Source organism: Lysobacter terrestris, assembly GCF_014489475.1.
Taxonomy (GTDB): Bacteria; Pseudomonadota; Gammaproteobacteria; order Xanthomonadales; family Xanthomonadaceae; genus Agrilutibacter; species Agrilutibacter terrestris.
Window position 1 is genome coordinate 1,278,754 of the sequence record NZ_CP060820.1, and the last position, 22,006, is coordinate 1,300,759.

The window sequence follows — 22,006 nt, forward strand, 5'->3', positions numbered from 1 at the left end:
CATGCGCGCCCTCGCCAATGCCGTCGGCTACCAGGCCGTGTGGATCATCGCCGTGACCGGCGCCGCCCATGGACGTGCGTATTGGGCGCTGGCCGCCGCCGCGGTGTTCGTAGCGGCGCAGTGGCTGGCCTCGCAACACCGGGCGAGCGACCTGCGCCTGCTCGCCGTGGCCGTCGCGCTAGGGGTGATCCTGGATGGCACCCTGGCGGCCTCCGGCTGGCTGCGCTACGCCACGCCGGATCCTGCGCTGCTCGCACCGGCCTGGATCCTGGCGGTGTGGGCGGCGTTCGCGCTCACCATCAACCACTCGTTGCGCTTCCTGCAAGGGCGCCCGGCGTGGGCCGCGGCGGTGGGCGCGCTGGGCGGCCCGGCCGCCTATCTCGCGGCGGAGCGCGGCTTCGGTGCGGTGACCTTCGCGACGCCGCCGGCGCGCGGCGTAGTCATGCTGGCGGTGGCGTGGGCCCTGGTCCTGGCCCTGCTCGGCCACCTGGCGCAGTCGTGGCAGCCCGTGCGAGCGGCCACCGCGGAGGAGCCGTCGTGACGCCGGGCGCGGTGCTGCTCGTGGTGTGGGGCCTGGCGGCCCTGATGCAGGCCGCCGGCTGGGTCTGGCAGCAGCGCCGGCGCAACGCCGGCATCGTCGACGTGCTGTGGGCGGCGGGCGTCGGCGGCGCGGCCGTGCTGGTGGCGGCGCTTTCGGATGGTGCGCGCTGGCCTCGGCTGACGGTTGCCCTGCTGGGCGGCGCGTGGGGCATGCGCCTGGCCTACCACCTGTGGCGGCGGGTGCGCAGCGAAAGCGAGGATGGCCGCTATGCGCAGCTGCGCGCGCGCTGGGGCGACGGCGGTGCCCGCTGGTTCGCGTTCTTCCAGTTCCAGGCCGCGCTGGTGGTGTTGTTCGCGGTGCCGTTCGTCGCCGTCGCGCGCAACCCGGTCGACGCCGCGACGGCGTGGTGGTGGGCGGGCGTGGCCGTGTGGGTGGGCAGCGTCGCCGGCGAGGGCATCGCCGATGCGCAGCTGGCGCGCTTCCGCCGCGATCCACGCAATCGCGGACGCACCTGCCGCACCGGGCTGTGGCGCTACTCGCGCCATCCCAACTACTTCTTCGAATGGCTGCACTGGTTCGCCTATGTCCTGCTCGCGGTCGGCTCCCCGCTGGCCTGGCTGGCGTGGTCCGGACCGGTGGTGATGTTCGTTTTCCTGCGCTGGCTCAGTGGCATTCCCTTCACCGAAGCGCAGGCGCTGCGCACGCGGGGGGAAGACTACCGCCGCTACCAGCGCACCACGCCAATGCTGTTTCCCTGGTTCCCGAGGAACGACCGATGACCTCCGCAAGCACAGCCCTTGAACGCGATCCGCGCGAACTCGCCACCGATGCACCCGCGCCCGGCCTGCTGGGGCTGGCCGAACGCGGCCTGTTACCCGACGCGCTGGTGCGCTGGGGCATCCGCCGCCTGTGTGCGCAACGGCTGCGCAGCGAATGCGCGGACAGCGTCCAGGCACAGTCGGAACGCTTCGCGCGCCAGCTGGCGGCACTGCGGGCCAGCCCGGTCGCGATCCACGCCGACGCCGCCAACCGCCAGCACTACGAGCTGCCGCCCGCGTTCTTCCAGCACTGCCTGGGGCCGCGCCTGAAGTACTCCGCGTGCTACTACGAGAATGGCGACGAGACGCTGGCGCAGGCCGAGGAGGCGATGCTGTCGCTGTACGCGGAACGCGCCGGGCTGGCCGACGGACAGGACATCCTGGAGCTGGGGTGCGGCTGGGGCTCGCTGACGCTGTGGATGGCGCAGCGCTATCCGCATGCCCGGGTCACCGCGGTGTCCAACTCCAGGTCGCAGCGCGAGTTCATCGAAGGCCGCTGCGCCGAGCTGGGCCTCGGCAACGTGCGCGTGCTGACCCGCGACGTCACCGAGCTCGTGCTGGAGCCCGCGGGTTTCGACCGCTGCGTGTCGATCGAGATGTTCGAACACGTGCGCAACTACGCCACGCTGCTGGCGCGCATCGGCACCTGGTTGCGGCCGGGCGGGAAACTGTTCGTGCACATCTTCTGCCATCGCACCCTCCTGTACCCGTTCGAGTCGGCCGGAACGGACAACTGGATGGGGCGACATTTCTTCACCGGGGGCCTGATGCCTTCGGCGGACACGCTGGCGTTCTTCCAGGATGACCTGCGCCTGGAGGCACGGTGGCTGGTGGATGGCACGCATTACGAGCGCACCGCCAACCAGTGGCTCGAGCGCCAGGACCAGCAACGCGACGCACTGATGCCGGTGCTGCGCGCGGCCTATGGCGAAGCCGCGCCGCTGTGGTTCCAGCGGTGGCGGATGTTCTGGATGGCATGCGCGGAGCTGTTCGGTCATGCCGACGGCCGCGAGTGGCTGGTGGCGCACTACCGCTTCTGCCGCAAGGAGCGCGCATGAACGCACCGTCCGCCTTGCTCGCCCTCGCCCTGTCGGCGGCCCTCTCCGCCTGCGCGCACGAGCCGCCTTCGGTCCGCCCCGTTGCCGCGGTCGACCTGCCGCGCTTCATGGGCGACTGGTACGTGATCGCCCACGTCCCCAGTCGCCCGGAACGCGATGCCTACAACGCGGTGGAAAGCTACCGGCTCGACGCGCACGGACGCGTGCGGACCACGTTCCGCTTCCGCCGCGGCAGCCATGACGCGCCGCTGAAGACGATGCAGCCCGTGGGCTACGTGCGTCCCGGCACCGGCAACGCGGTGTGGGGCATGCAGTTCGTATGGCCGGTGCGGGCCGAGTACGTGATCGCCTACCTGGACCCGGACTACCGGACCACGATCATCGCCCGCAGCAAGCGCGACTACGCCTGGATCATGGCGCGCACGCCTCGCATTCCCGAGGTCGAATACGAAGCCCTGCTGGACCGGCTGGAGGCGATGGGCTATCGGCTCGATGGGGTCCGTCGCGTGCCGCAGCGCTGGCCGGAGATGCGCAACGACCGCCCTGCGCTGCCGTCGCGCTGATTTCAGTCCGGCGGCAGCCGCGCCGCCCACAGGTTGTCGACCAGGTTGGGATAGCGGCGCCCGGCGGCTTCGGCGCGCTGCCGCGCCGCCGCCTTCTGGCTCTCACTGAGCGGCCGCGCGGGTTTGCCCTTGCGCGGGTTCGGCTGCCGCCACGGCGGTGGCTTGCGCTTCGTCATCGCGGCGCCTCCTGCAACGCGGCGCGCACCGCCGCCAGCGCCGCATCGCGTCCGTTGCCGATGTCGTCCGCCGTGAGCGCGACGGCGATGTCCGGGTCGACGCCGGCGTCGGGTTCGGGCGCGACCGGGAACCGGCCGATCAGGGGCAGGTCCATCTCCAGGCCACTGCCCGGCAGCCGCAGGAAGAAGAACGCGCCACCGTTGATGCCGCGGCGGTTGCCCCCGGTGGCCTGGCCAACCAGGGTCGCCAGCCCCGAACGCCGGGCCTGCAGGGCGAACTGGAAGGTGGCCGAGCTGTTGGCGGCATCGGTGAGCACGAACACGCGCCCGGCATAGCGCGGCGCCCGCGGGGCGATGCCGCTGCCATCGTCGTCGCCATCGCGGCGCAGCTCGAAGTAGCGCGCGTCGTACGGCCGCGCGGCCGCGCCCCAGTCCTTGAACGAGGGGTCCCAGGTATCCAGGTAGGGGACCAGCGCAGCGGGTACCGCACGATAGCGCACCAGCCGACGGTAGGCCGGCAGCGCCAGCGGACGCTGCGCCAGGTGCGCGAGCAGTTCGTCGCCGATGTCGAGCCCGCCCTCGTTGCCGCGCAGGTCGATCACCAGCGCCGGCGCGCGCCGCGCCACCAGCGTCGCGAACGACTGCGCGAGGAACCCCTGCCAGTCCCAGCGGCTGTCGTACAGCGCCCACGAGGGCATGCGCAGCACCGCGAATGCGGGATCGCCCAGATCGAGCGTCCAAGCGGGCGCGTCGCCCTTGGTGTCGGGCACGTCGCGCTGGGCCAGGCGTGCGGCGTAGCTCAGCGAGGGCAGCTCCAGTTCAACCGGCGCCGCCGCCCCGGGCGCCTGCACCCGGTAACGGCGCTGGCCGCCGGCGGCCGGCTGCAGCAGCGACAGCAGGATGTCGAAGGTCTCGTACTGGTCGTTGCCCCGCATGTCCAGCTGGGCCATGCGCTTGGCGTCGTTGCCGCCGTCGGCGCGGGTCAGCGGCAGCATGCGCGCCAGCAGGTCCGCCGCGGCCACGCCGTCGATCGCCAGCACGCGCGTGCCGGGACGCATGGCCGCATGCCCGGAGTAGTCGCGGGTGACCACCATGGCGCCGTCCAGCCAGCGCAGGCGGAACGGCACCCGGTCGTCGCGCTCGAACAGCGCCTGCTGCACCGCGCGGCTCTGGTTGTGGAAGTTGGGGTAGGTGTGGCCGCAACGCAGCGCGGCGGAGAAGCGGGTCAACGCGAGGTAGGCTTCGTCGACGCCGCGCGGCTGGTCGAATTCCGCGCGCAGCCTGGCGAGGTCCGCGCGCACCTGGCGCGGCGTGCGGTAGCGATACAGGCCGGGATGCAGCGCTTCGAAGGCCTGTTGCAACAGGTCCACGTCGGATCGCAGCGCCTCGGGTTGGATCCGCGGCAACGGCGCATCCGCCGCACGCGCCAGGCCGGCGAGGGCGAGCAACAGCGGCAGCACGAGGGTCAGCGCGCGCATCGATGCACTCCAGCAGGTCGGTCCGCGGCGACTGTACCGCGCGGCGCCGGCCGTGCCTCAGCGCAGCGGCGCGGCCGGTTGCAGCCGATCGACCCGATAGCCGCGCGCCGCGGCCCGCGCGCGGATCTCCTCGAACAGGCTGCGCGGCATGTCCGGCTCGCGCGACAGCACCCACAGGTACTTGCGCGACGGGCCACCGACCACGGCCCAGCGGTAGTCGGGATCGAGTTCGACCACCCAGTAGTCGGCCCACACCGCGGGCAGCCAGGACAGCCAGCGCGGGGCGAAGCGCACTTCCAGCGCGCCCGGCCTGCCGCCCGCCGGGCGCGCCACGCCGTCGGCCTGCACCATCGTGCCGTCGCGCCCGCGGCAGGCGTTGCGCACCATGATCGTGCCGTCGGGCCGCGGCGTGTAGGTCGCGGTGATCGTGTCCACGCACTTGCGCTGGAAGAACATCGGCAGGTGCGCGATTTCGTGCCAGGTGCCGGCGTAGCGCTGCAGGTCGAGCGCCGGCACCGGCTGGTTGGGCAACGATTGCGCGCCGGCGTCCGCCACCGCGGCGAGCACCAGCAACACCCCCAGGAATCGGCCTGCGGCCATGGTTGCCTCCCTCGCAAAGGATTCGTCGCGAGTATCGGCCGCGCGCGTCGGCGCGGTGTCAACGGCTCAACCGGCAAAGCCGCCCTCGGCGAGGAACGCGCGCTCCTCGGTGGTGCTGGCACGGCCGAGCGCGGCGTTGCGGTGGGGGAAGCGGCCGAAGCGACGGATGATGTCGTGGTGCAGTTGCGCCCATCGCAGGCCGTCGCCGGGCAGGCGTGCGAACAACTCCACGGCGCGATCCTGGTCGACCATCGCCTCGGAATGCTCGAACGGCAGGTAGAAGAAAGTGCGCAGCGCCACGTCGACCTGCGTGTCGAAGCCAAGCGTCAACGCGCGCGTGGCGTACTCGCGGGCGAGGCCGTCCGTGGCATAGGCATGGCCGCTGCGGCGGAACGCGTTGCGCGGGATCTGGTCGAGCAGCAGCACCAGCGCCAGCGCGCCCTCGGCGTCGCCCAGCCAATGCTCGAACTCGCGGCGCGCGGCCAGCAAGTGCGCGTCGAGGAAGCGTGTGCGGCATTCGGCGTCGAACGCATCGCCGCCGCCGAACCAGCGTTGCGGACCGGCCTCGCGCCAGAAGCCGACGATGTCGCGGGGAGTCGCGCTCATGGTGTTGCCTTCATTCGCAGTCCTTCAATCAATTCCATTCGATCGCTTGCCATCGTGCGTTCAATCGAACGCGTCGGCATCGTCGTCGCCAAGCTGGGTATCCAGTTCCGCGATCCACGCCGAGGTGATGCTCTCCAGCGTGACCGCATGGATCAGCGGCTGGATCGCGCCGCCAGAGTACGACTGCGCGATGAAGCGGGCGTAGCGTTCGCGGAACGCCAGCCACGCCAGGTGCACGTGTTCGAACGCGGCCAGGTTGTCGCCGTCGAGCTGCCGCCGCAGGTGCGCGACCGCCGCGTCCAGGCGCGCGTCCTCGCGTTGGAAATCGGCGACCGCGTGCACGGTGACCTCGTCGTCGTGCACCAGCAGCGCATCGCTGCGCCGCGCCACTTCGCCGGCCTGGCTGACGTAACGTCCGGCGATCCGTACCGCCGCCTCGGCCTTGCCGATCAGCCGGTGCTCGAACTGGCGCAGCTCCTCCAGGCTGGTGCTGGCCTGTTCCAGTCCCTGTTTCAGGTTCAGCAGCTTCTGGTTGCGCTCGATGGCTTCGGTGGCCGTGCGCCGTTCCAGCCGGCGCTGGATGAAGTACAGGCCCCAGGTGATCGCGGCGCCGACCAGCAGGTAGACGATCTTTTCCATGCCTCTTCCCTCTTGAGGACGCAGTGTGCGCGATGGGGGTCGCAGGGGCTGCGACCGCGCCGCCTCAAATGTCCACTCGTCTCAAAGTCACCGCGTACGTGATCTCGATGTGGTCCATGCAGCTACCCTGCCCCTCCCAGCGCGGCGTGGAGTCGCTCGACGGACACCGGAACTCCGGCTGGGCCGCTTGTTTCTTCATGCCGTGGAACCAGAGCGGCTGGATCACTTCGTACACGGCAGGCTGGCCTTCGATCAGCAACGGCGTGTACTTCCAGGTGCGGCTCGCCTTGATCGCCGCCTGTTCGAAAGCGGGATCGGTCGCGGTCACCGTGTTGGCGTTGAGGACTCCGCCGTCGGGCCCAACTAGGATCCGGAGTTCCGCGATCCCGTGCCGGCCGCGCCTTGCCATCTCGGTTGGGTAGTTGGGTGGCGAAAGGCGGACACCCGAGGGCCCCACCTCGGCCCAGCGCAGCGAAACCTCGAACTCATCACCGACGGGCGTCAGCACGAGCATGGCCCCAACCCGCGTGCGGCTCGAAACCGGCTGGCCGTCGCGTCGCGCGGGCAGGTAGCGCGCGGCAGCGAGCAGCGCCTTCGCCTGTTCCGCCAGCGGCCCGGAGGCGCCCTTGATCTCGCCGATCTCGGCCCGGCCGTCCGCGCCGATCTCGATGGGCGCGGATACACGAAGGCCAAGCTCTTCTGCTTGTTTCCCTTCCGCCGCAGACAACTGCGACGGAAGGAGCGCCGCGAGCAACGCCAACATGCATCCCTGCATGGCGGACCTCACTCGTCGAACCGCAGATGCCGCACCGACTTGCCATGCCGGCGGATCAACCGCAGCGCCTCGATGCCGACCTGGATGTGGTTGTCGACGAACTCGCCGGTGACCTTGGCGTCGGAGGCTTCGGTCTTCACGCCTTCGGGGATCATCGGCTGGTCCGAGACCAGCAGCAGCGCGCCGCACGGGATGCGGTTGGCGAAGCCGGCGGCGAAGACCGTGGCGGTTTCCATGTCGATCGCCATGCAGCGCATCGCGCGCAGCTTTTCCTTGAACGCCTCGTCGTGTTCCCAGACGCGGCGGTTGGTGGTGAAGACGGTGCCGGTCCAGTAGTCGTGGCCGAGGTCGCGGATCATGGTCGACACCGCACGCTGCAGGGCGAACGCGGGCAGCGCCGGCACTTCCATCGGCAGGTAGTCGTTCGAGGTGCCTTCGCCGCGGATCGCGGCGATCGGCAGCACCAGGTCGCCGAGCAGGTTCTTCTTCTTCAGGCCGCCGCACTTGCCCAGGAACAGCACCGCCTTGGGCATGATCGCGGTGAGCAGGTCCATCATCGTCGCGGCGTTGGGGCTGCCCATGCCGAAATTGATCATGGTGATGCCGTCGGCGGTGGCGCTGGGCATCGGCCGGTCGAGGCCGACGACCTGGGCGCCGGTGAGACGGGCGAAGGTGTGCAGGTAACCGCCGAAATTGGTCAGCAGGATGTGTTCGCCGAACTGGTCCAGCGGCACGCCGGTGTAGCGCGGCAACCAGTTGCCGACGATCTGTTCTTTGTCTTTCATGGGGACCTCGTGGGCATGGGCCCAGATTAGGCCCGGCGCGCGCCGCGTCCAAGCCCGCCATGGCCGCGCAACGCCCGCCGCCGGCTGCGATCGGTCCGGAGCGTGACCGCGGCCACGCCCGCGCATGACCATCGTCGGGTGGCGGCCGCGCCGGCTTCGGGCTACGTTGCCGCGTCTTTACAGGGGATTTCGCAATGCTCAAACCTCTTGCTGCCGCCCTGGCGGTGACGTTGATTGCCGGGTGCGCCCACTCGGGAACCACCCGGACCGCGCCACCGGCGGCGACGACCGTGGCACGTCCCAGCTTCACCGACGATCCGTACCCGAGCACCTACCGCGCGATCGCCGCGGCGCCGGTGCTGATCCAGCACGCGACGGTGCTGACCGGCACCGGCCAGCGCCTGGACGATGCCGACGTGCTGATGCGCGACGGCCGCATCGTCGCGGTGGGCACGGCACTGCAAGCCCCCGCCGACGCCACCCGCGTCGACGGCACCGGCAAGTGGGTCACCCCCGGCATCATCGACGTGCATTCGCACTTGGGTGTATACCCGAGCCCGGGCGTGAGCGCGCACAGCGACGGCAACGAGGCGACCTCGCCGGTCACCCCGAACGTGTGGGCCGAGCATTCGATCTGGCCGCAGGATCCCGGCTTCGCCACCGCGCTCGCGGGCGGCATCACTTCGCTGCAGGTGTTGCCGGGTTCGGCGAACCTGATCGGCGGTCGCGGCGTGACGCTGAAGAACGTGCCGTCCACCACCTACCAGGCGATGAAGTTCCCCGGCGCACCGTGGGGCTTGAAGATGGCCTGCGGCGAGAATCCCAAGCGCGTGTACGGGCAGAAGGGCGGACCGTCGACGCGCATGGCCAACGTGGCCGGTTACCGCGCTGCGTTCATCGACGCGACCGAGTACCTGAAGAAAAAGAAGAAGGGCACCGACAACGGCAACGGCAAGGCCGACAGCGAGAAGGACACCGGCGGCAAGCGCGACCTCAAGCTCGACACCCTGGCCGGCGCGATCAACGGCGACATCCGCGTGCACATCCACTGCTACCGCGCCGACGAGATGGCGACGATGCTCGACCTGGCCAAGGAATTCGGCTTCAAGGTCGCCGCGTTCCACCATGGCGTGGAGGCGTACAAGCTCGCCGACCGCCTCGCCGCCGAAGGCGTGTGCGGCGCGCTGTGGGCCGACTGGTGGGGCTTCAAGATGGAGGCCTTCGACGGCATCCAGGAAAACATCGCGCTGGTCGATCGCCCGGCCAACAGCTGCGCGATCGTGCATTCGGATTCGGAAGAGGGCATCCAGCGCCTCAACCAGGAAGCGGCGAAGGTGATGGCGCACGCCAAGCTCGCCGGCATGGACATCGCGCCCGAACGCGCGATCGGCTGGCTGACCCGCAACCCGGCCAAGGCGCTGGGCATCCTCGACCGCACCGGCACGCTGGAGAACGGCAAGATGGCCGACGTGGTGTTGTGGAACGGCAATCCCTTCAGCGTCTATGCGAAGGCGGAGCAGGTCTACATCGACGGTGCGCGCATCTACGACCGCAACGACCGCACGCGCCAGCCGAAGTCCGATTTCATGCTTGGCCAGGGCGCCACCGGAGGTGTGCAATGAAGCGTTCGACCATGAAGACGCTGGCCGCCGCGCTGCTGCTCGCCACCGGCGTAGCGCATGCGCAGGACGTGCTGATCCGCAACGCGACCGTGCACACCGCCACCGCGCAGGGCACGCTGCAGAACAGCGACGTGCTGGTGAGCAACGGCGTGATCCGTGCCGTCGGCAAGGGCCTCACCGCTTCGGCCAACGCGCAGGTCATTGACGCGCAGGGACGCCCGCTGACGCCGACCCTGTTCGGCGGCGTCACCGAGATCGGCCTGGAAGAGGTCTCCGGCGAGAAGAGCACGGTCGATGCGGCCGTCGGCCTCGGCGCCGGCACCAAGCAGATGACGGTGCGCCCGGAGTTCGACGTCACCCTCGCCTACAACCCCGATTCGGTGCTGCTGCCGGTCGAGCGCATCGAAGGCATCGGCTGGACCCTGCTGGGCGCGGGCACCACCGAAGGCGGTTCGATCATCGGCGGCCAGGGCGGCGTGGTGCGGCTCGACGGCAGCCCGGATCCGCTCGGCGCACGCGTGCTGTTCGTCAACCTCGGCAGCGAGGCTTCGGGCCTGACCGGCAACTCGCGCGCCGCGCAGTGGATGCTGCTCGACCAGCTGGTCGACGAGGTGCGCGGCCGCATCGCGGCGGATTCGAACATGGCGCTGCTGACGCCGGCCGGCCGCACCGCGCTCGCGAAGTACCTCAACGGTGGCGGCCGCGTCATGGTCAGCGTCCACCGCGCCGCCGACATCCGCCAGCTGCTGCGCTGGTCGGCGCGGCACAACGTGCGCGTCGCGATCGAGGGCGGTTCTGAGGCGTGGAAGCTCGCGCCGCAACTGGCCGCGGCGAAGGTGCCGGTGTTCGTGAACCCGCTGGCGAACCTGCCGGCCAACTTCGACGAGATCAACGCGACGCTGGAGAACGCCGCGCGCCTGCGTGCGGCGGGCGTCGCGGTGGGCTTCACGCAGGAGGGCGACGCCACCCACAACGCGCGCAAGATCCGCCAGCTCGCCGGCAACGCCGTCGCCAACGGCCTGGCGTGGGAGGACGGCCTGGCCGGCCTGACCCGGGTGCCGGCCGAAGCGTTCGGCGTCGGCGACCGCCTGGGCGGCATCGCGGTCGGCAAGCGCGCCGACCTGGTGCTGTGGAGCGGCGATCCGCTGGAAGTGAACACGGTGGCGATGCAGGTGTGGCTGGATGGCCGCGCGATCCCGATGCGCAGCCGCCAGACCGAGCTGCGCGACCGCTACCTGCGCGCGGCGACGCCGGCGGAAGCGGGCGGGATGCCGCGGGCGTATTCGCGCGGCGGCGAATAGCGCCGCACGGGACAGCGGCTTCGGTGCGACAAAAGGGCCCGCCACATGCGGGCCCTTTTTTGTGCAATGACTGATCGCGACAACACGCACGTCATGCATGCGGCTTCCGTTCTGCGTCCTTTTCCGCACCCTCTAGCTCTTCTCCCCGCCTGCGGGGAGAAGATGCCCGCAGGGCAGATGAGGGGCGGCGAGCGGAGCGAGTTGCCTTTGCTTTTGCTACTAGAAGCAAGGACAACAGCAACAGCAGCTCGCTGCGCTCGCCTCCCCTCACCCGCCTTCGGCACCCTCTCCCCGCGCGCGGGGAGAGGGACGCCCAGCGAGCAAGCCTGCGGGTTCGTTGCGAACGCGTTGATCGAGCTACGGCATCACCGCATTGCGCCGCTCCGCCGTATCGCGCGCGTCCAGCACGACGACGCGGTTGCGGCCCTCATGCTTGGCGCGGTACATGGCTTCGTCCGCGCGCTGCAGCAGCGATTGCGTGCCGTCCATCGCCTGGCACTCCACCACGCCGATGCTCAGGGTCAGGCCCACCGGCGCGCCCTGCACGCTCGCGCACCGCGCTTCCACCTGCTCGCGGATGCGCTCGGCGAGGTCGCGCGCGTGCCGGCGCGCAGAGCCCGGCAACAGCAGCAGGAATTCCTCGCCACCGATGCGGCCCAGCTGCTGCTCAGGCTGCATCTGCGTGTGGATCGCATCGATCACCGCGCACAGGCAGGCGTCGCCGACGGCGTGACCGTGCGTGTCGTTGATGCGCTTGAAGTGGTCCAGGTCGAGGAACAACACCGACAGCGGCATCGGGCGATGGCGGCTGTCGGCAATGGCGCGGTCCAGCCGACGCATCATGCCGGCGCGGTTGAGCACGCGGGTCAGCGCATCGTGTTCGGCATCCTGCTGCGCGGCGTCGCGTTCGCGCTGGAAGGTGCGCATGCGGTGCGCCAGTCCCAGCACCAGCACCACCGCGGCGAACGCCTGCATCAGCGGCAGACCATATTCGAGCCACGGATTGAGCGGCTGCCCCGCGCCCAGCTGCAGCGCGCGCGCGGTAGTGACGAAGACCAGCGGCACCCAGGCGATGAGGACGAAGCCGGCGTGGCGGCCGCCGCGCAGCCACACGGCCACCAGGGTGACGATCGCGATCACGTTGGCGAGCAGCAGCAGGCCGTTGCCGATCGGCGGGAACCAGGCGTTGCGCGAGGTCCCCGGCAGCACCGCCGACACCAGCAACGCGGCCAGCAGCAGCGTCGGCAGGATCGCACCCACCCACAACAGCGCCGTACTCAGCCGCGGTGCGCGCGGGCGCAGTTCGGCGAAATCGAGCAGGAAGAAGACGGTCACGATCGTCGAGCTGGTGGCGACGAACCAGATGCCTTCCGCACCGAACCGCGCCAGCCACGACAACGGCGCGAGCGCATAGGCATCGCCGTAGGCGAGCAGCACGTACAGCAGCTGCAGCGCCATCGTCGCGGCGAACAGCAGGTACACCCGTTCGCGCAGCTGCAGCCAGAACAGCAGCGTCACCAGCGAGACCCCGATCAGGATGCCCAGGCACAGCCACAGCACGCGCACGTGCCCATAGTCCTCGCTGGCGAAATCGCGCGACGAGCGCACGGCGAGCTGCAGCGGGTAGCGCGCGTCCTCCACGCCGACATAGATCGGCGCCGTGGTGTCGGGCCAGGCGAACGCCAGCGCGCGACGCGAGTGTCCGCTGTCGGCGCCCGGATCGAAGATCGACCCGCGCTGCGGCTGGTAGTGCGGCGGCGCCAGCACGGTCAGGCGCGCGCTGTAGGGGTGGTAGACCAGCAGCAGCCGCGACCCCTGCGCCGGCAGCGCATGCACGCGCCACCACCCGCCGTGTTGCGCGCCGGCCAGCTGGTGCGGTTCGGCGGTCGGCGTCCAGGCGCGTTCCGGCTGCGCTTGAACCTGCGCAGCGGTGGTCGCGATCCCATCGTGCAACCGCTCGATGCGGGCGACGCCATTGCTCGCGTGCGACGCCTCGGCGCCGGCCGGCATCAGCACCAGCCACGCCAACAGCGCCATCGCCCACCATGCTGCCTTCATGCCCCGTCTCCCAGGCTGCCCGGGCAGTGTCCGCCGCGCCGGATGACACCGCAACCCTGCGCCAGGCCTTATGCTCGGCTTCCGCACAGGGCTCGGGGGGAGCCATCCATGTCGACCGACATCAACTGGCTGGCCGCCGTTGCCGCCGCCGTCTCCGCGTTCGTGCTCGGCGGCATCTGGTACGGGCCGCTGTTCAAGAACGCCTGGTGCCGCGAAGCCGGCGTCGACCCGAATGCGGCGCCCGCGCACCCGGCGCGCGTGTTCGGCAGCGCGTTCGTGCTGGCGCTGGTCGCCGCGATCGCGTTCGCGATGCTGCTGGGCCCCGCGCCGTCGCTGCACCTGGGCCTGCACCACGGCGCGCTGGTCGGCTTCGCCTTCGTCGCCACCAGCTTCGGCATCAACTACGCCTTCGCCCAGCGCAGCCTGAAGCTGTGGCTGATCGACGGCGGCTACCACGTGCTGCAGTTCGTGCTCTACGGCGCGATCCTGGGCCTGTGGCATTGAGCGCCATGCCGATCCGCTGGTACTTCGACTTCATCTCGCCGTTCTCCTACCTGCACTGGCAGAAGGTGAAGGCGCTGCCCGAGGCGGTGACGCCGGTGCCGATCGTGTTCGGCGCGGTGCTCGCCGCATGCGGGCAGAAAGGACCGGCGGAGATCCCCGGCAAGCGCGAATTCACCTACCGCCACGTGCTGTGGCAGGCGCGGCAGGAAGGCGTGGCGTTGCGCTTCCCGCCCGTGCACCCGTTCAATCCGCTGGCCGCGCTGCGCCTGTGCGTGGCCGCGGGCGCCAGCGCAGAGGCCGTCGATGCGATCTTCGACTGGATCTGGAAGGACGGGCATCCGGGCGACAGCTTCGAAGCGCTCGCGCCGGTGGCGGCCGCGCTCGGCATCGACGCTGCCGCGACGCAGGGCGAAGACACGAAGGCGCGGCTGCGCGCGAACACCGAAGCGGCGATCGCGGCCGGCGTCTACGGCGTGCCGACCCTGGCGTTCGCAGAGCACCTGTTCTGGGGCAACGATGCCCACGCCTTCGCGCTTGCTGCGCTGCGCAATCCGGCGCTGCTGGCCGATCCGGAGATGCAGCGCGTCGGCGCGCTGCCGGTGGGCGTGCAACGGCGCTGACGCGCCGCCACCCGTTGAAACGCCACGACCTGCATTGCCCGTCATGGGCGAAATCCCGTGCGCGGGCGTATGCTGCGCGGCACTGATCAAAAAAGCGCCGCCAGGGGGAAGCCAAGATGCGCATCGGAATCGTCGTCGACTCGCCATGCGACCTGCCGGAAAGTTACCTGCAGGCCCACAACATCTCGATCCTCCCGACCACCGTGCGCATGGGCTCGGCCATGTTGGCCGACTACCGCAACCCGGAAGCGGCGCTGCAGTTCCTGCAGACCCACCTGGCCGAGCGCGGCTGGGAAGCGGAGAGCAGCCCGTTCGCGGTCGAGCAGATCCGCGAGCTGTTCCTCGGCAAGCTGGTCATCGACTACGACTTCGTGTTCTGCCTGACGATCACCAAGACGCGCAGCCAGATCTTCGACAACGCGCAGCAGGCCAGCTTCGCGATCCTCAACGAATACAAGGAACCGCGCGCGGCGGCGGGCAACAACTCGCCCTTCGCCCTGCGCGTGATCGACACGCAGAACCTGTTCGCCGCCCAGGGCGTGATGGCGGTGGAGGCGGTGCGCCTACGCGACGCCGGCGAGGGCACGCCGAAGATCCGCGCGCGACTGGAGAACCTCGCCCTGCACACGCAGGGTTTTTTGATCCCGCGCGACCTCAACTACATGCGCGAACGCACCCGCATCCGCGGCGACCGCAGCGTCAGCTTCCTCGCCGCCAAGCTCGGCACCGCCTTCGACATCAAGCCGATCCTGCACTGCAACCGCGGTGAGACCGGGCCGGTGGGCAAGGTCAAGAACTTCGACAACGCCGCGCAGAAGCTGTTCGACCACGCCACCTCGCGCATCGAGAAGCGCGAGCTGATGACCCCGACCATGTGCGTGAGCTACGGCGGCGTGCTCGAGGAACTGCGCGAACTGCCCGGCTATGCGCAGCTGCGCCAGGCCTGCGTGGTGAACAACATCGAGTTGTTCGAGACGGTGATGAGCCTCACCAGCATGGTCAACATCGGCAAGGGCGGCCTGGCCCTGGGCTACGCCGCGGAGACCGGCAAGATCGAGCTGTGACGATCAAGCTGTGACGAGCGGGTCGCGATGGTCGAATCGCGATCGCGCCGTGATCGTCGAGTCGTGATGTCTCCGCCCGCATTCACATGCGGGCAATAAATCCGGGCCTAAGCTGCGGTCGACTCCACTAGGGGACTTCCAGGATGGCAACGCGCTACTACATCAGCCTGCCCGAGCCGACGCGCGCGCGCGGCAGCGATCCCGCCCTGGCCTTCAACGCGCACGGTGCCGAGGAGTTCGCCGCGCAGTTGCAGGACGCCTTGCGCACCACCGCGCTGTTCGAACGCTGGCGCCAGCGCCAGGAAGATCCGGACGGCGTCGATCCCTCCTACGGCGCCACCGATCCGCAAGCCACCGTGCACGGCCAGCAGGACAACCTGCACGTGGTGCTGGTCGTGACCAGCACGATCCCGGGCAACGTGCTCAAGCACCGCCTGCGCCTGCTGGCCGGCAGCAGCTGGGAGCTGCGCGACGTCACCGCCGCCTGATTGCGCGTCGCCGGCACAGCCGGCCCTGGACGCTCAGTCCTGAACCACCGTCTCGCCGACCGGCGGCTTGCGCCCGTCCGGCCGGTGCAGTGCCAGCAGCGCCACGCGGCCGCTGATGCCCTCGCGTTCGAACACCTGGTGCAGGTGGCTCTTCACCGTTTCCGGGCTGATCCCCAGGCGGCGGCCGATCTGCTTGTTGCTCATGCCCATGGCGGCCCAGTGCACGATCTCGCGCTGCCGCTCGGTGAGATGACCGAGGTTGTTCACCGGCGCAGGCGCCCGCCGCTCCGCCGCCAGGGCCCGCGTCAGCAGAGCGCTGTCGACCGCGAACAACCCTGACTCGACCGCTCGCAGGGCCCGCAGCAGCACGTCGGGCGACGCCAGCTTCTCCAGGCAGCCGCTGGCGCCCAGGCGCGCGCAGCTGCGCAGGCTGCCGACATCCGGATGCCGGTAGCAGTAGATCCGCGACGACTGGCTGTCGGGCACCGGCAGGCGCGCCGTGCGCAGATCGTCTCCGTCCAGCAGCCAGATCGCCGGGCGGCCGGTGGGGCTCGGCAGGGTCTCGACGGTGAACACGCCGCACCAGTCCAGCTCCCCGCGCGGCGCCAACACGCGCTGGAGATGCACCGCCCAACGCCGGTCGCGTCCAAAAGCCAGTACCGGCAGACCCGACATGGGACCTCCCCCGTGGCGCGGGTTCGCGCACACCTTGTGGTTCACAACGTGCGGGAGGGATGAGGCCGGCCATCCGATGGGTGTGCACCCGGGAGGGCGATTCCGAGGGGGGAGGGGCGGGCGGAAGCTGGGGCGTCGCAGCCGATCTGTGTCCCTAGGTCGCGACTTCCCCCAACCGCTTCCGGAGACACGGACATGGCTAATCGCAAAACCTCCCGGCCATGGTCGACGTGGATCACCACCATGCTGACTGTGGCCGTCACGATCGGGCTGACAGGCACCCTCATGTTCATTCCGCCTCCTGCCCAGGCGGTGCATGACGATGCATCGCCCATCCTCAACTCCCCCTTCGAGCTGGACGGCAATGCCGTGAAGGAAAGCGGCCTGGATGACTGGGACAGCGTGCTGGCGCCCATCGCCAACGGCGTGCCCAACCCACCGGCCAACAGCGGCGCGACCTTCATCGACGACCGCAACAATTCCGGCACCTCCGAGACCAGCGCCTTCTTCGGCAGCAACAAGGACATCCACGAGATCAACACGTGGGAGCGCAAGACCTCCGGCTTGTCTCCCGACAAGGACAACATCACCAACGCCTACGCCAAGGCCTACTCGGTCGACCACGACGACAACCCGGCCACGCCCAAGCATCTCTTCATCTTCTTCGGTGCCGATCGTTTCGCCAACGATGGCGACGCCGCGCTTGGCTTCTGGTTCTTCAAGAACGACGTCACCGTCGCCGCGAGCGGTCCGAAGTCATCGTTCAGCGGCACCCACTCCAACGACGACGTGCTGGTGCAGGTCGACTTCGTCAATGGCGGCAGCAAGAGCGAAGTGCAGATATTCCGCTGGCAGAGCGACGGCAACGGCAGCCACGGCTTCCTGAACGAGATCAAGTTCGCATCGTCCAGCGGCTTCATCGTCTGCACCAACGACGATACGGCGTGCGCGATCACCAACCAGGGCGACAACACCGTTTCGCCGTGGACGTACATCCCCAAGGGCTCGACGGTGGACTCGAACTTCCCGCACGAGAGCTTCTACGAGGGTGCGATCGACGTCACCGCGCTGATCGGCGACGTCTGCTTCTCCAGCTTCATGGCTGAAACGCGCACTTCGCACTCGGAAACCGCCGAACTCAAGGACTACGCCATCGGCGATTTCAACCTGTGCGACATCTCGGTCACCAAGCGGTGCAAGACCAACACCACCCCGGTGATCGACCCGACCGGCACGTTCCTGACCACGACACTTGATGTCACGGTAACCAATACCGGCTTCGGCCCGGTGTACAAGACCGCGTTCGAGGAAGACATCACGATCCCCGACGCGAATACGGGTGTCCTGGCCTGCCGCCTGAAGTCGCCGATCGTGGACGACAGCCTCGCCAAGGACGAACTGAAGGAGATCCTGGCCGGCGAACTGGCCCCCGGTGCATCGGTCACGGCCACGCTGGAGTGCGACCACACGAAGAACCGAGTCTTCAACAACGTCACCGCGAGGGCATCGGCCTCGCCGACGGGCGCACGTGACATCACCGACAGCTACTCGATGATTGCCGAAGACACGTGCGAGCAGTCCATCTCGACGGCCATCCTGGTCGGCAAGACCTGCGACACCGTCAAGTTGGTGGTGGTCAACGGCACGTTGCAGCCCCAGGTATGCAACACCATCACCCTGAAGAACACGTCGACCGAGAAGCTGGTCAAGATCAGTCTGGTGGATGATCCGACGCACGCGGCACCGACCACGCTGATCACCAACGGAGAACTGGCGCCTGGCGCATCCATCACGCCGATCGACCACTGCTACGTGCCGACCGCCACCGACTCGGCCACCGACGAACCCGAGCAGGCCAACTTCGGCAACGAGGTCCTGGCCACCGGCGAAGGTGCCATCAGCAAGACGTCGGTCGACGACAGCGAGAACATCCAGTGTGCGCTGTGCCCGCCGCCGCAATCGCAGTGATGGCATGAGGACCTGGACATGACAGCTGGGACATGACGTCCGTACGCACGACTCCCTCCCCCCTTTGGTCGTGCGTTCAACGAGGGCGGTGGATCGCATCCACCGCCCTTTCTTTCATCGCAAACGCGGAGGGCGACGGAACCCCCGTCGCCCCCTGCATGCCTGCGCCAGACGGGCGCGTTTCGCGTCAGAGCACGCGGAAGCTGCCGCTGGCGCTGGCCGCAGTGCCGCCGAGCACAGCCTCCGCGCGGAGCCCGTAGTTGCCGGCAGCGCCCTTGCCCTTGGCGGTGCGATAGGTCGCACGCGCATAACCGTCGCTGCCGCTGCTCGCGCTGACGACCGTGGTGCTGCCGCTCGGCAGGGTCACGGTGAACTTCACGCTGGCACCGGCCGTGGCGACGCCGTCCTTCTTCACCAGCGCGCTCATGTACACGGTTTCGCCGCGCGCGTAGCTCGCCTTGTCGGTCGCCACCGCTTCGCTCAACGTGCCGGTTGGCGCGGACACGGTGTAGTTGCCCGAGGCGCTGGTCGTATGAATGGCGCCGGTGCTGCTGCTCACGCCCACGCCGATGCCGTAGCTGCCGGCCGCGGCGGTGCCCGCCGAGACGACGCCGAGCGTGGTGCTCGCGCTGGCGCCGGGGCTCAGGGTCAGGCTCGTCGCCGCCAGCGTGCCCGACCAGCCGCTCGGCACGCTGCGCGCCAGGCTGAAGCTGGTCGCGCTGCAGGCGCTGCTGTCCTTGTTGGTCACGCTCACCGCGTAGTTCACCGCGGTGCCGGCGGCCACCGCCGTCGCGGGGCCGCTCACGCTCACGACCGGTGCCGCACGCGTGCACGTCGGCGTCGAACCGCCGCTACCGATGCTCACGTCGAGCGTCGCGCCATTGGCGTCGGCGGAGACGAGCGTGAAGGACACATTCGCCGCCGCCTCGCTGTAGGTCTGCCCGACCGCCAGCGCGCCGTCCTGGAAGTCGCCGTTCGTCGTGATGTAGCTGGCAGGCGTGGTGTCGAGCAGGTCGCTGCTGTAGCGGTCACCCTCGGTCGCCAGGCGCACGATCACGCCGCGGGTCAGGTTGCCGACGCTGCCAAGCATGGCATCGGCGCCGATGGGCTGGCGGTACTCGATGTAGTACCACAGCTGCTTGCCGCTGCTGTCCACGCCACGCGGGATCTTGATCGCCTTGGGGCCGACCGAACTGCTGGAATACGGCTCGATCGAGTAACGGCCGCTGACGTTGGCGGTGTGGATCGGCGGCGACACGCCATCGTTGAGCCAGCCCATCAGTTCCTTCTGGAACGGGCTGAACTGGCCGGCGCGCAGAGAACCCATGATGTCGATGACGTCGCCGTAGTCGGCCACCGTGCAGCTGGCGCCGAGCGTGGTGCTACCGCAGTCGCGGCTGTGCGCGTGGCTCAGGCCCTGGTTGTGGCCGAGTTCGTGGCCAATGGTGTGCAGGGTGAAGCTGCCGTTGATCCACGCGTTCGTCTTCGCGCCGCCGACATTGCCCGACCCGGCCCAGCCGCAGGCGCTGATCGTCGGGAACATGAAGATCGTGCGCTTGTACGTCGACAGGTCGACGCCGCTGGCGGCAACGGCCTTCTGCGCTTCGGTGTAGATCGAGGCGGTATCGCAGGTCGCACTGCTCACCGGGATGGTGTACCAGCCGAACGTGTCGCCCGTGAGCCAGGTCTGCTGGAACGAGGCTTCCTTGTAGAAATTGTTGACCGTGCCGAACACCAGGTCATTGACCGCGGTGGCAGTCATCGGTTGGGGGGCGTTGTCCTGGAAGTTCACCAGGATCACCGCGGTGCGCTGCTCGCCCATGGTGTACGGCAGGGCCGCCTGCACCACCTGCACACTGCCCGAATCGCTGGACAGCGCCAGGGTCTCGCCGGCCAGCTGGCCGCGGACGCGCACGCGTGCGCCGCTGAGCAGGCCATTGCGCTTGCCTTCGGACTTGAGTTCGAAACGCCGCTGTTCGGTCTTGAGGAAATGGCGCTCGCGGCTGTGGCCATCGGCGTAGTCCTCGACCAGCACTTCCAGCTCGCCTTCCAGCGTGGTGGCGGTGGTCGCCGCGCGCGGCGCGGCATGCGCCGACGGCACGCTCATCGGGAACAGGAGCAGCAGCGCGGCGCTGAAGGCGACACGGGCCGCCGTGGGGGAAAACTGCATCGGAACTACCTCGGGAATGGACGGTGCGGGCCGGCATCCCGCCGATTGCCACGGGGTCCGAAGACCCCGCAGCCGGACCCGGAGGTCCGTCGATACGTCCTGTGCCGACCGCGCCGCTGCTCCCCCACAGCGGCGCCGGCGCATGTTCCCGATTCGTTCCTGGCGCTACCGGTACTGGGTCCACAGTTCGGGGAAGCCGTGGCCAAAATTTCGCCATGCCCGCGACGCGACCGCGTGGTTTTCCCGTTCAGATTTTGGCGCCGCTAAGCTGTGCGCATGCAACGAGACCCGATCCTCCTGTCCTGGAGCGGCGGCAAGGACGCGGCCTGGACCCTGCACGCGCTGCGGCAGCGTGCCGACGTCGATGTCGTCGGCCTGCTCACCACCGTCACCGACGGCTTTGATCGCATCGCCATGCACGGCATCCGCCGCGACATCCTGCTGGCGCAGGCGGCGGCCACGGGATTGCCGCTGGTCGAGGCGCGCATCCCGCAGCAGTGCGACAACGCCCGCTACGAAGCCGCCTTCGCCGCGGCGCTGGCGCAGGCGCGCTCGCGCTGGCCGGGGCTGCGCACGATCGCGTTCGGCGACCTGTTCCTCGAGGACGTCCGCCAGTGGCGCGCGGCGTTGTGCGCGCGGCTGGACTGGCGCATCGACACGCCGCTGTTCGGTGCCGACACGGCGACGCTGGCGCGGGACATGATCGCGGGCGGCCTGCGCGCGACCTTGTGCTGCGTGGACACCACGCAACTGCCCGGTGAGTTCAGCGGTCGCGAGTTCGACGCGGCGTTGCTGGCCGACCTGCCGACGGGCGTGGACCCCTGCGGCGAGCGCGGCGAGTTCCACACCTGCGTCCATGCCGGACCGATGTTCCGGCACCCGCTCGCGCTGCGCTGCGGCGAGCGGATGTTGCGCGAAACCCGCTTCGCCTACACCGACCTGGCGTTGGTGGTGTAGGAACAGGTGGCGTAGGCGAAGGCGCCGTCGCCGCTCAGCGCGGCTGCGGCACGCAGTGGTCGACGTCCATCAGGAAGCCGGGCGCGCAATCCATGCTGCTGCGCGCGACGGTGCGGCACAGGCCGCTGACCGGCTCGCAGCCGTAGCCCGACGCCGCGCAGTCGTTGCGCGCGCCGGCGCTGTTCACGCTCACCGTTGGCGCTTCGCAGTAGGCGTGCACCAGGCTGCCACCCTTGCGCGTCCATTCGGCCAGCTGCGATTGCAGGTTCGCGTTCTCGGACCGGAGCTGCTGGTTCTTCTCGCGTTCCTTTTCCCACTGCTGCTTGTAGTCGATCTGGACGGCGTTGATGTTGGTGGGCGCCACCATCGGCCGGATGGCGGCGGTGTTCTGCGCGGACAGCGGCGCCGACACGAGCAGTGCGAGCAACGCCCAGCGTGCAATGCGGTTCATGCGATTTCCCCGAAAGCCGCCCCTCCGGCGGCAGCGCAGCATATCGCCGCCGGTTCCCGGGCGTGCAGGACGCAGGCTGGGTTGGTGGA

23 protein-coding genes are annotated in these 22,006 nt (G+C 69.4%); 12 read left to right on the forward strand and 11 right to left on the reverse strand.

Translation table 11 applies throughout. The features are described 5' to 3' along the window. Nucleotide 1: 1 nt before the first annotated feature. Genes H8B22_RS06000 through H8B22_RS06015 form a run of 4 tightly spaced genes read left to right on the forward strand, consistent with a single transcriptional unit; the run spans nucleotide 2 to nucleotide 2,980 of the window. Nucleotides 2-541, forward strand: a complete 540-nt coding sequence (locus tag H8B22_RS06000; RefSeq protein WP_187713194.1) for a DUF2878 domain-containing protein — start codon at nucleotides 2-4, stop codon at nucleotides 539-541. Nucleotides 542-552: 11 nt separating this feature from the next. Next, complete coding sequence (locus H8B22_RS06005) at nucleotides 553-1,320, forward strand: DUF1295 domain-containing protein (RefSeq protein ID WP_187713545.1); 768 nt, start codon at nucleotides 553-555, stop codon at nucleotides 1,318-1,320. Continuing rightward, the gene (locus H8B22_RS06010) at nucleotides 1,317-2,417 is read left to right on the forward strand and encodes an SAM-dependent methyltransferase (protein ID WP_187713195.1); all 1,101 of its coding nucleotides are present in this window, start codon (nucleotides 1,317-1,319) and stop codon (nucleotides 2,415-2,417) included. The genes H8B22_RS06005 and H8B22_RS06010 overlap by 4 nt, the downstream gene beginning before the upstream one ends. Further along, a complete protein-coding gene (locus H8B22_RS06015) occupies nucleotides 2,414-2,980 on the forward strand; it encodes a lipocalin family protein (protein WP_187713196.1) in 567 nt (188 codons plus the stop codon). Before H8B22_RS06010 ends, H8B22_RS06015 begins: the two co-directional genes overlap by 4 nt. Nucleotides 2,981-2,982: 2 nt before the next feature. Here H8B22_RS06015 and H8B22_RS06020 read toward each other — a convergent pair whose 3' ends face one another. The 7 genes from H8B22_RS06020 to H8B22_RS06050 form a co-directional block, all read right to left on the reverse strand. Continuing rightward, a complete protein-coding gene (locus H8B22_RS06020; protein ID WP_187713197.1) occupies nucleotides 2,983-3,156 on the reverse strand; it encodes a hypothetical protein in 174 nt (57 codons plus the stop codon). Then, nucleotides 3,153-4,634 (reverse strand): S41 family peptidase, encoded by a 1,482-nt coding sequence (locus tag H8B22_RS06025; protein WP_187713198.1) that lies wholly within the window; start codon nucleotides 4,632-4,634, stop codon nucleotides 3,153-3,155. The genes H8B22_RS06020 and H8B22_RS06025 overlap by 4 nt, the downstream gene beginning before the upstream one ends. 57 nt (nucleotides 4,635-4,691) lie before the next feature. Beyond that, the gene (locus tag H8B22_RS06030) at nucleotides 4,692-5,234 is read right to left on the reverse strand and encodes a lipocalin family protein (RefSeq protein WP_187713199.1); all 543 of its coding nucleotides are present in this window, start codon (nucleotides 5,232-5,234) and stop codon (nucleotides 4,692-4,694) included. 66 nt (nucleotides 5,235-5,300) lie between these two features. Then, complete coding sequence (locus tag H8B22_RS06035; protein ID WP_187713200.1) at nucleotides 5,301-5,840, reverse strand: DUF924 family protein; 540 nt, start codon at nucleotides 5,838-5,840, stop codon at nucleotides 5,301-5,303. 60 nt (nucleotides 5,841-5,900) lie between these two features. Next, entirely contained in the window at nucleotides 5,901-6,479 is a 579-nt protein-coding gene (locus H8B22_RS06040) for a lysozyme inhibitor LprI family protein (RefSeq protein WP_187713201.1), read from the reverse strand. Nucleotides 6,480-6,543: 64 nt separating this feature from the next. After that, nucleotides 6,544-7,242 carry an energy transducer TonB gene (locus H8B22_RS06045; RefSeq protein ID WP_187713202.1) on the reverse strand — a complete coding sequence of 233 codons (699 nt, stop codon included), beginning with the start codon at nucleotides 7,240-7,242 and terminating at the stop codon, nucleotides 6,544-6,546. A 20-nt stretch (nucleotides 7,243-7,262) separates the two neighbouring features. Beyond that, nucleotides 7,263-8,039: an AMP nucleosidase gene (locus H8B22_RS06050; protein WP_187713203.1), complete on the reverse strand. Its 777-nt coding sequence runs from the start codon at nucleotides 8,037-8,039 to the stop codon at nucleotides 7,263-7,265. 218 nt (nucleotides 8,040-8,257) lie between these two features. Between H8B22_RS06050 and H8B22_RS06055 the strand changes: the two genes are divergently transcribed. Beyond that, complete coding sequence (locus tag H8B22_RS06055) at nucleotides 8,258-9,661, forward strand: amidohydrolase (RefSeq protein ID WP_407060842.1); 1,404 nt, start codon at nucleotides 8,258-8,260, stop codon at nucleotides 9,659-9,661. Then, nucleotides 9,658-10,962, forward strand: coding sequence for an amidohydrolase family protein (locus tag H8B22_RS06060; RefSeq protein ID WP_187713205.1), 1,305 nt, complete (start codon nucleotides 9,658-9,660; stop codon nucleotides 10,960-10,962). Before H8B22_RS06055 ends, H8B22_RS06060 begins: the two co-directional genes overlap by 4 nt. A 357-nt stretch (nucleotides 10,963-11,319) precedes the next feature. Here H8B22_RS06060 and H8B22_RS06065 read toward each other — a convergent pair whose 3' ends face one another. Next, nucleotides 11,320-13,020: a sensor domain-containing diguanylate cyclase gene (locus H8B22_RS06065; protein WP_187713206.1), complete on the reverse strand. Its 1,701-nt coding sequence runs from the start codon at nucleotides 13,018-13,020 to the stop codon at nucleotides 11,320-11,322. A 108-nt stretch (nucleotides 13,021-13,128) separates the two neighbouring features. Between H8B22_RS06065 and H8B22_RS06070 the strand changes: the two genes are divergently transcribed. From H8B22_RS06070 to H8B22_RS06085, 4 genes are all read left to right on the forward strand, one after another. Then, a complete protein-coding gene (locus H8B22_RS06070; RefSeq protein WP_187713207.1) occupies nucleotides 13,129-13,524 on the forward strand; it encodes a DUF1761 domain-containing protein in 396 nt (131 codons plus the stop codon). Nucleotides 13,525-13,529: 5 nt separating this feature from the next. Further along, a complete protein-coding gene (locus H8B22_RS06075) occupies nucleotides 13,530-14,144 on the forward strand; it encodes a 2-hydroxychromene-2-carboxylate isomerase (protein ID WP_187713208.1) in 615 nt (204 codons plus the stop codon). Between the two features lie 116 nt (nucleotides 14,145-14,260). After that, on the forward strand, nucleotides 14,261-15,208 hold the full coding sequence (locus H8B22_RS06080) for a DegV family protein (protein ID WP_187713209.1): 948 nt from the start codon (nucleotides 14,261-14,263) through the stop codon (nucleotides 15,206-15,208). A 143-nt stretch (nucleotides 15,209-15,351) separates the two neighbouring features. Next, nucleotides 15,352-15,696 (forward strand): hypothetical protein, encoded by a 345-nt coding sequence (locus tag H8B22_RS06085; RefSeq protein ID WP_187713210.1) that lies wholly within the window; start codon nucleotides 15,352-15,354, stop codon nucleotides 15,694-15,696. Between the two features lie 33 nt (nucleotides 15,697-15,729). On the opposite strand, the gene H8B22_RS06090 is transcribed toward H8B22_RS06085, so the two are convergent. Next, the gene (locus tag H8B22_RS06090) at nucleotides 15,730-16,371 is read right to left on the reverse strand and encodes a LuxR family transcriptional regulator (protein WP_187713211.1); all 642 of its coding nucleotides are present in this window, start codon (nucleotides 16,369-16,371) and stop codon (nucleotides 15,730-15,732) included. A 195-nt stretch (nucleotides 16,372-16,566) separates the two neighbouring features. Between H8B22_RS06090 and H8B22_RS06095 the strand changes: the two genes are divergently transcribed. Continuing rightward, nucleotides 16,567-18,339 carry a hypothetical protein gene (locus H8B22_RS06095; RefSeq protein ID WP_187713212.1) on the forward strand — a complete coding sequence of 591 codons (1,773 nt, stop codon included), beginning with the start codon at nucleotides 16,567-16,569 and terminating at the stop codon, nucleotides 18,337-18,339. Nucleotides 18,340-18,526: 187 nt separating this feature from the next. Here H8B22_RS06095 and H8B22_RS06100 read toward each other — a convergent pair whose 3' ends face one another. After that, nucleotides 18,527-20,509 carry an NEW3 domain-containing protein gene (locus tag H8B22_RS06100; RefSeq protein WP_187713213.1) on the reverse strand — a complete coding sequence of 661 codons (1,983 nt, stop codon included), beginning with the start codon at nucleotides 20,507-20,509 and terminating at the stop codon, nucleotides 18,527-18,529. 276 nt (nucleotides 20,510-20,785) lie between these two features. Between H8B22_RS06100 and H8B22_RS06105 the strand changes: the two genes are divergently transcribed. Beyond that, a complete protein-coding gene (locus H8B22_RS06105) occupies nucleotides 20,786-21,466 on the forward strand; it encodes a Dph6-related ATP pyrophosphatase (RefSeq protein ID WP_187713214.1) in 681 nt (226 codons plus the stop codon). 34 nt (nucleotides 21,467-21,500) lie between these two features. On the opposite strand, the gene H8B22_RS06110 is transcribed toward H8B22_RS06105, so the two are convergent. Continuing rightward, nucleotides 21,501-21,917: a hypothetical protein gene (locus tag H8B22_RS06110; protein ID WP_187713215.1), complete on the reverse strand. Its 417-nt coding sequence runs from the start codon at nucleotides 21,915-21,917 to the stop codon at nucleotides 21,501-21,503. Nucleotides 21,918-22,006: the final 89 nt, after the last annotated feature.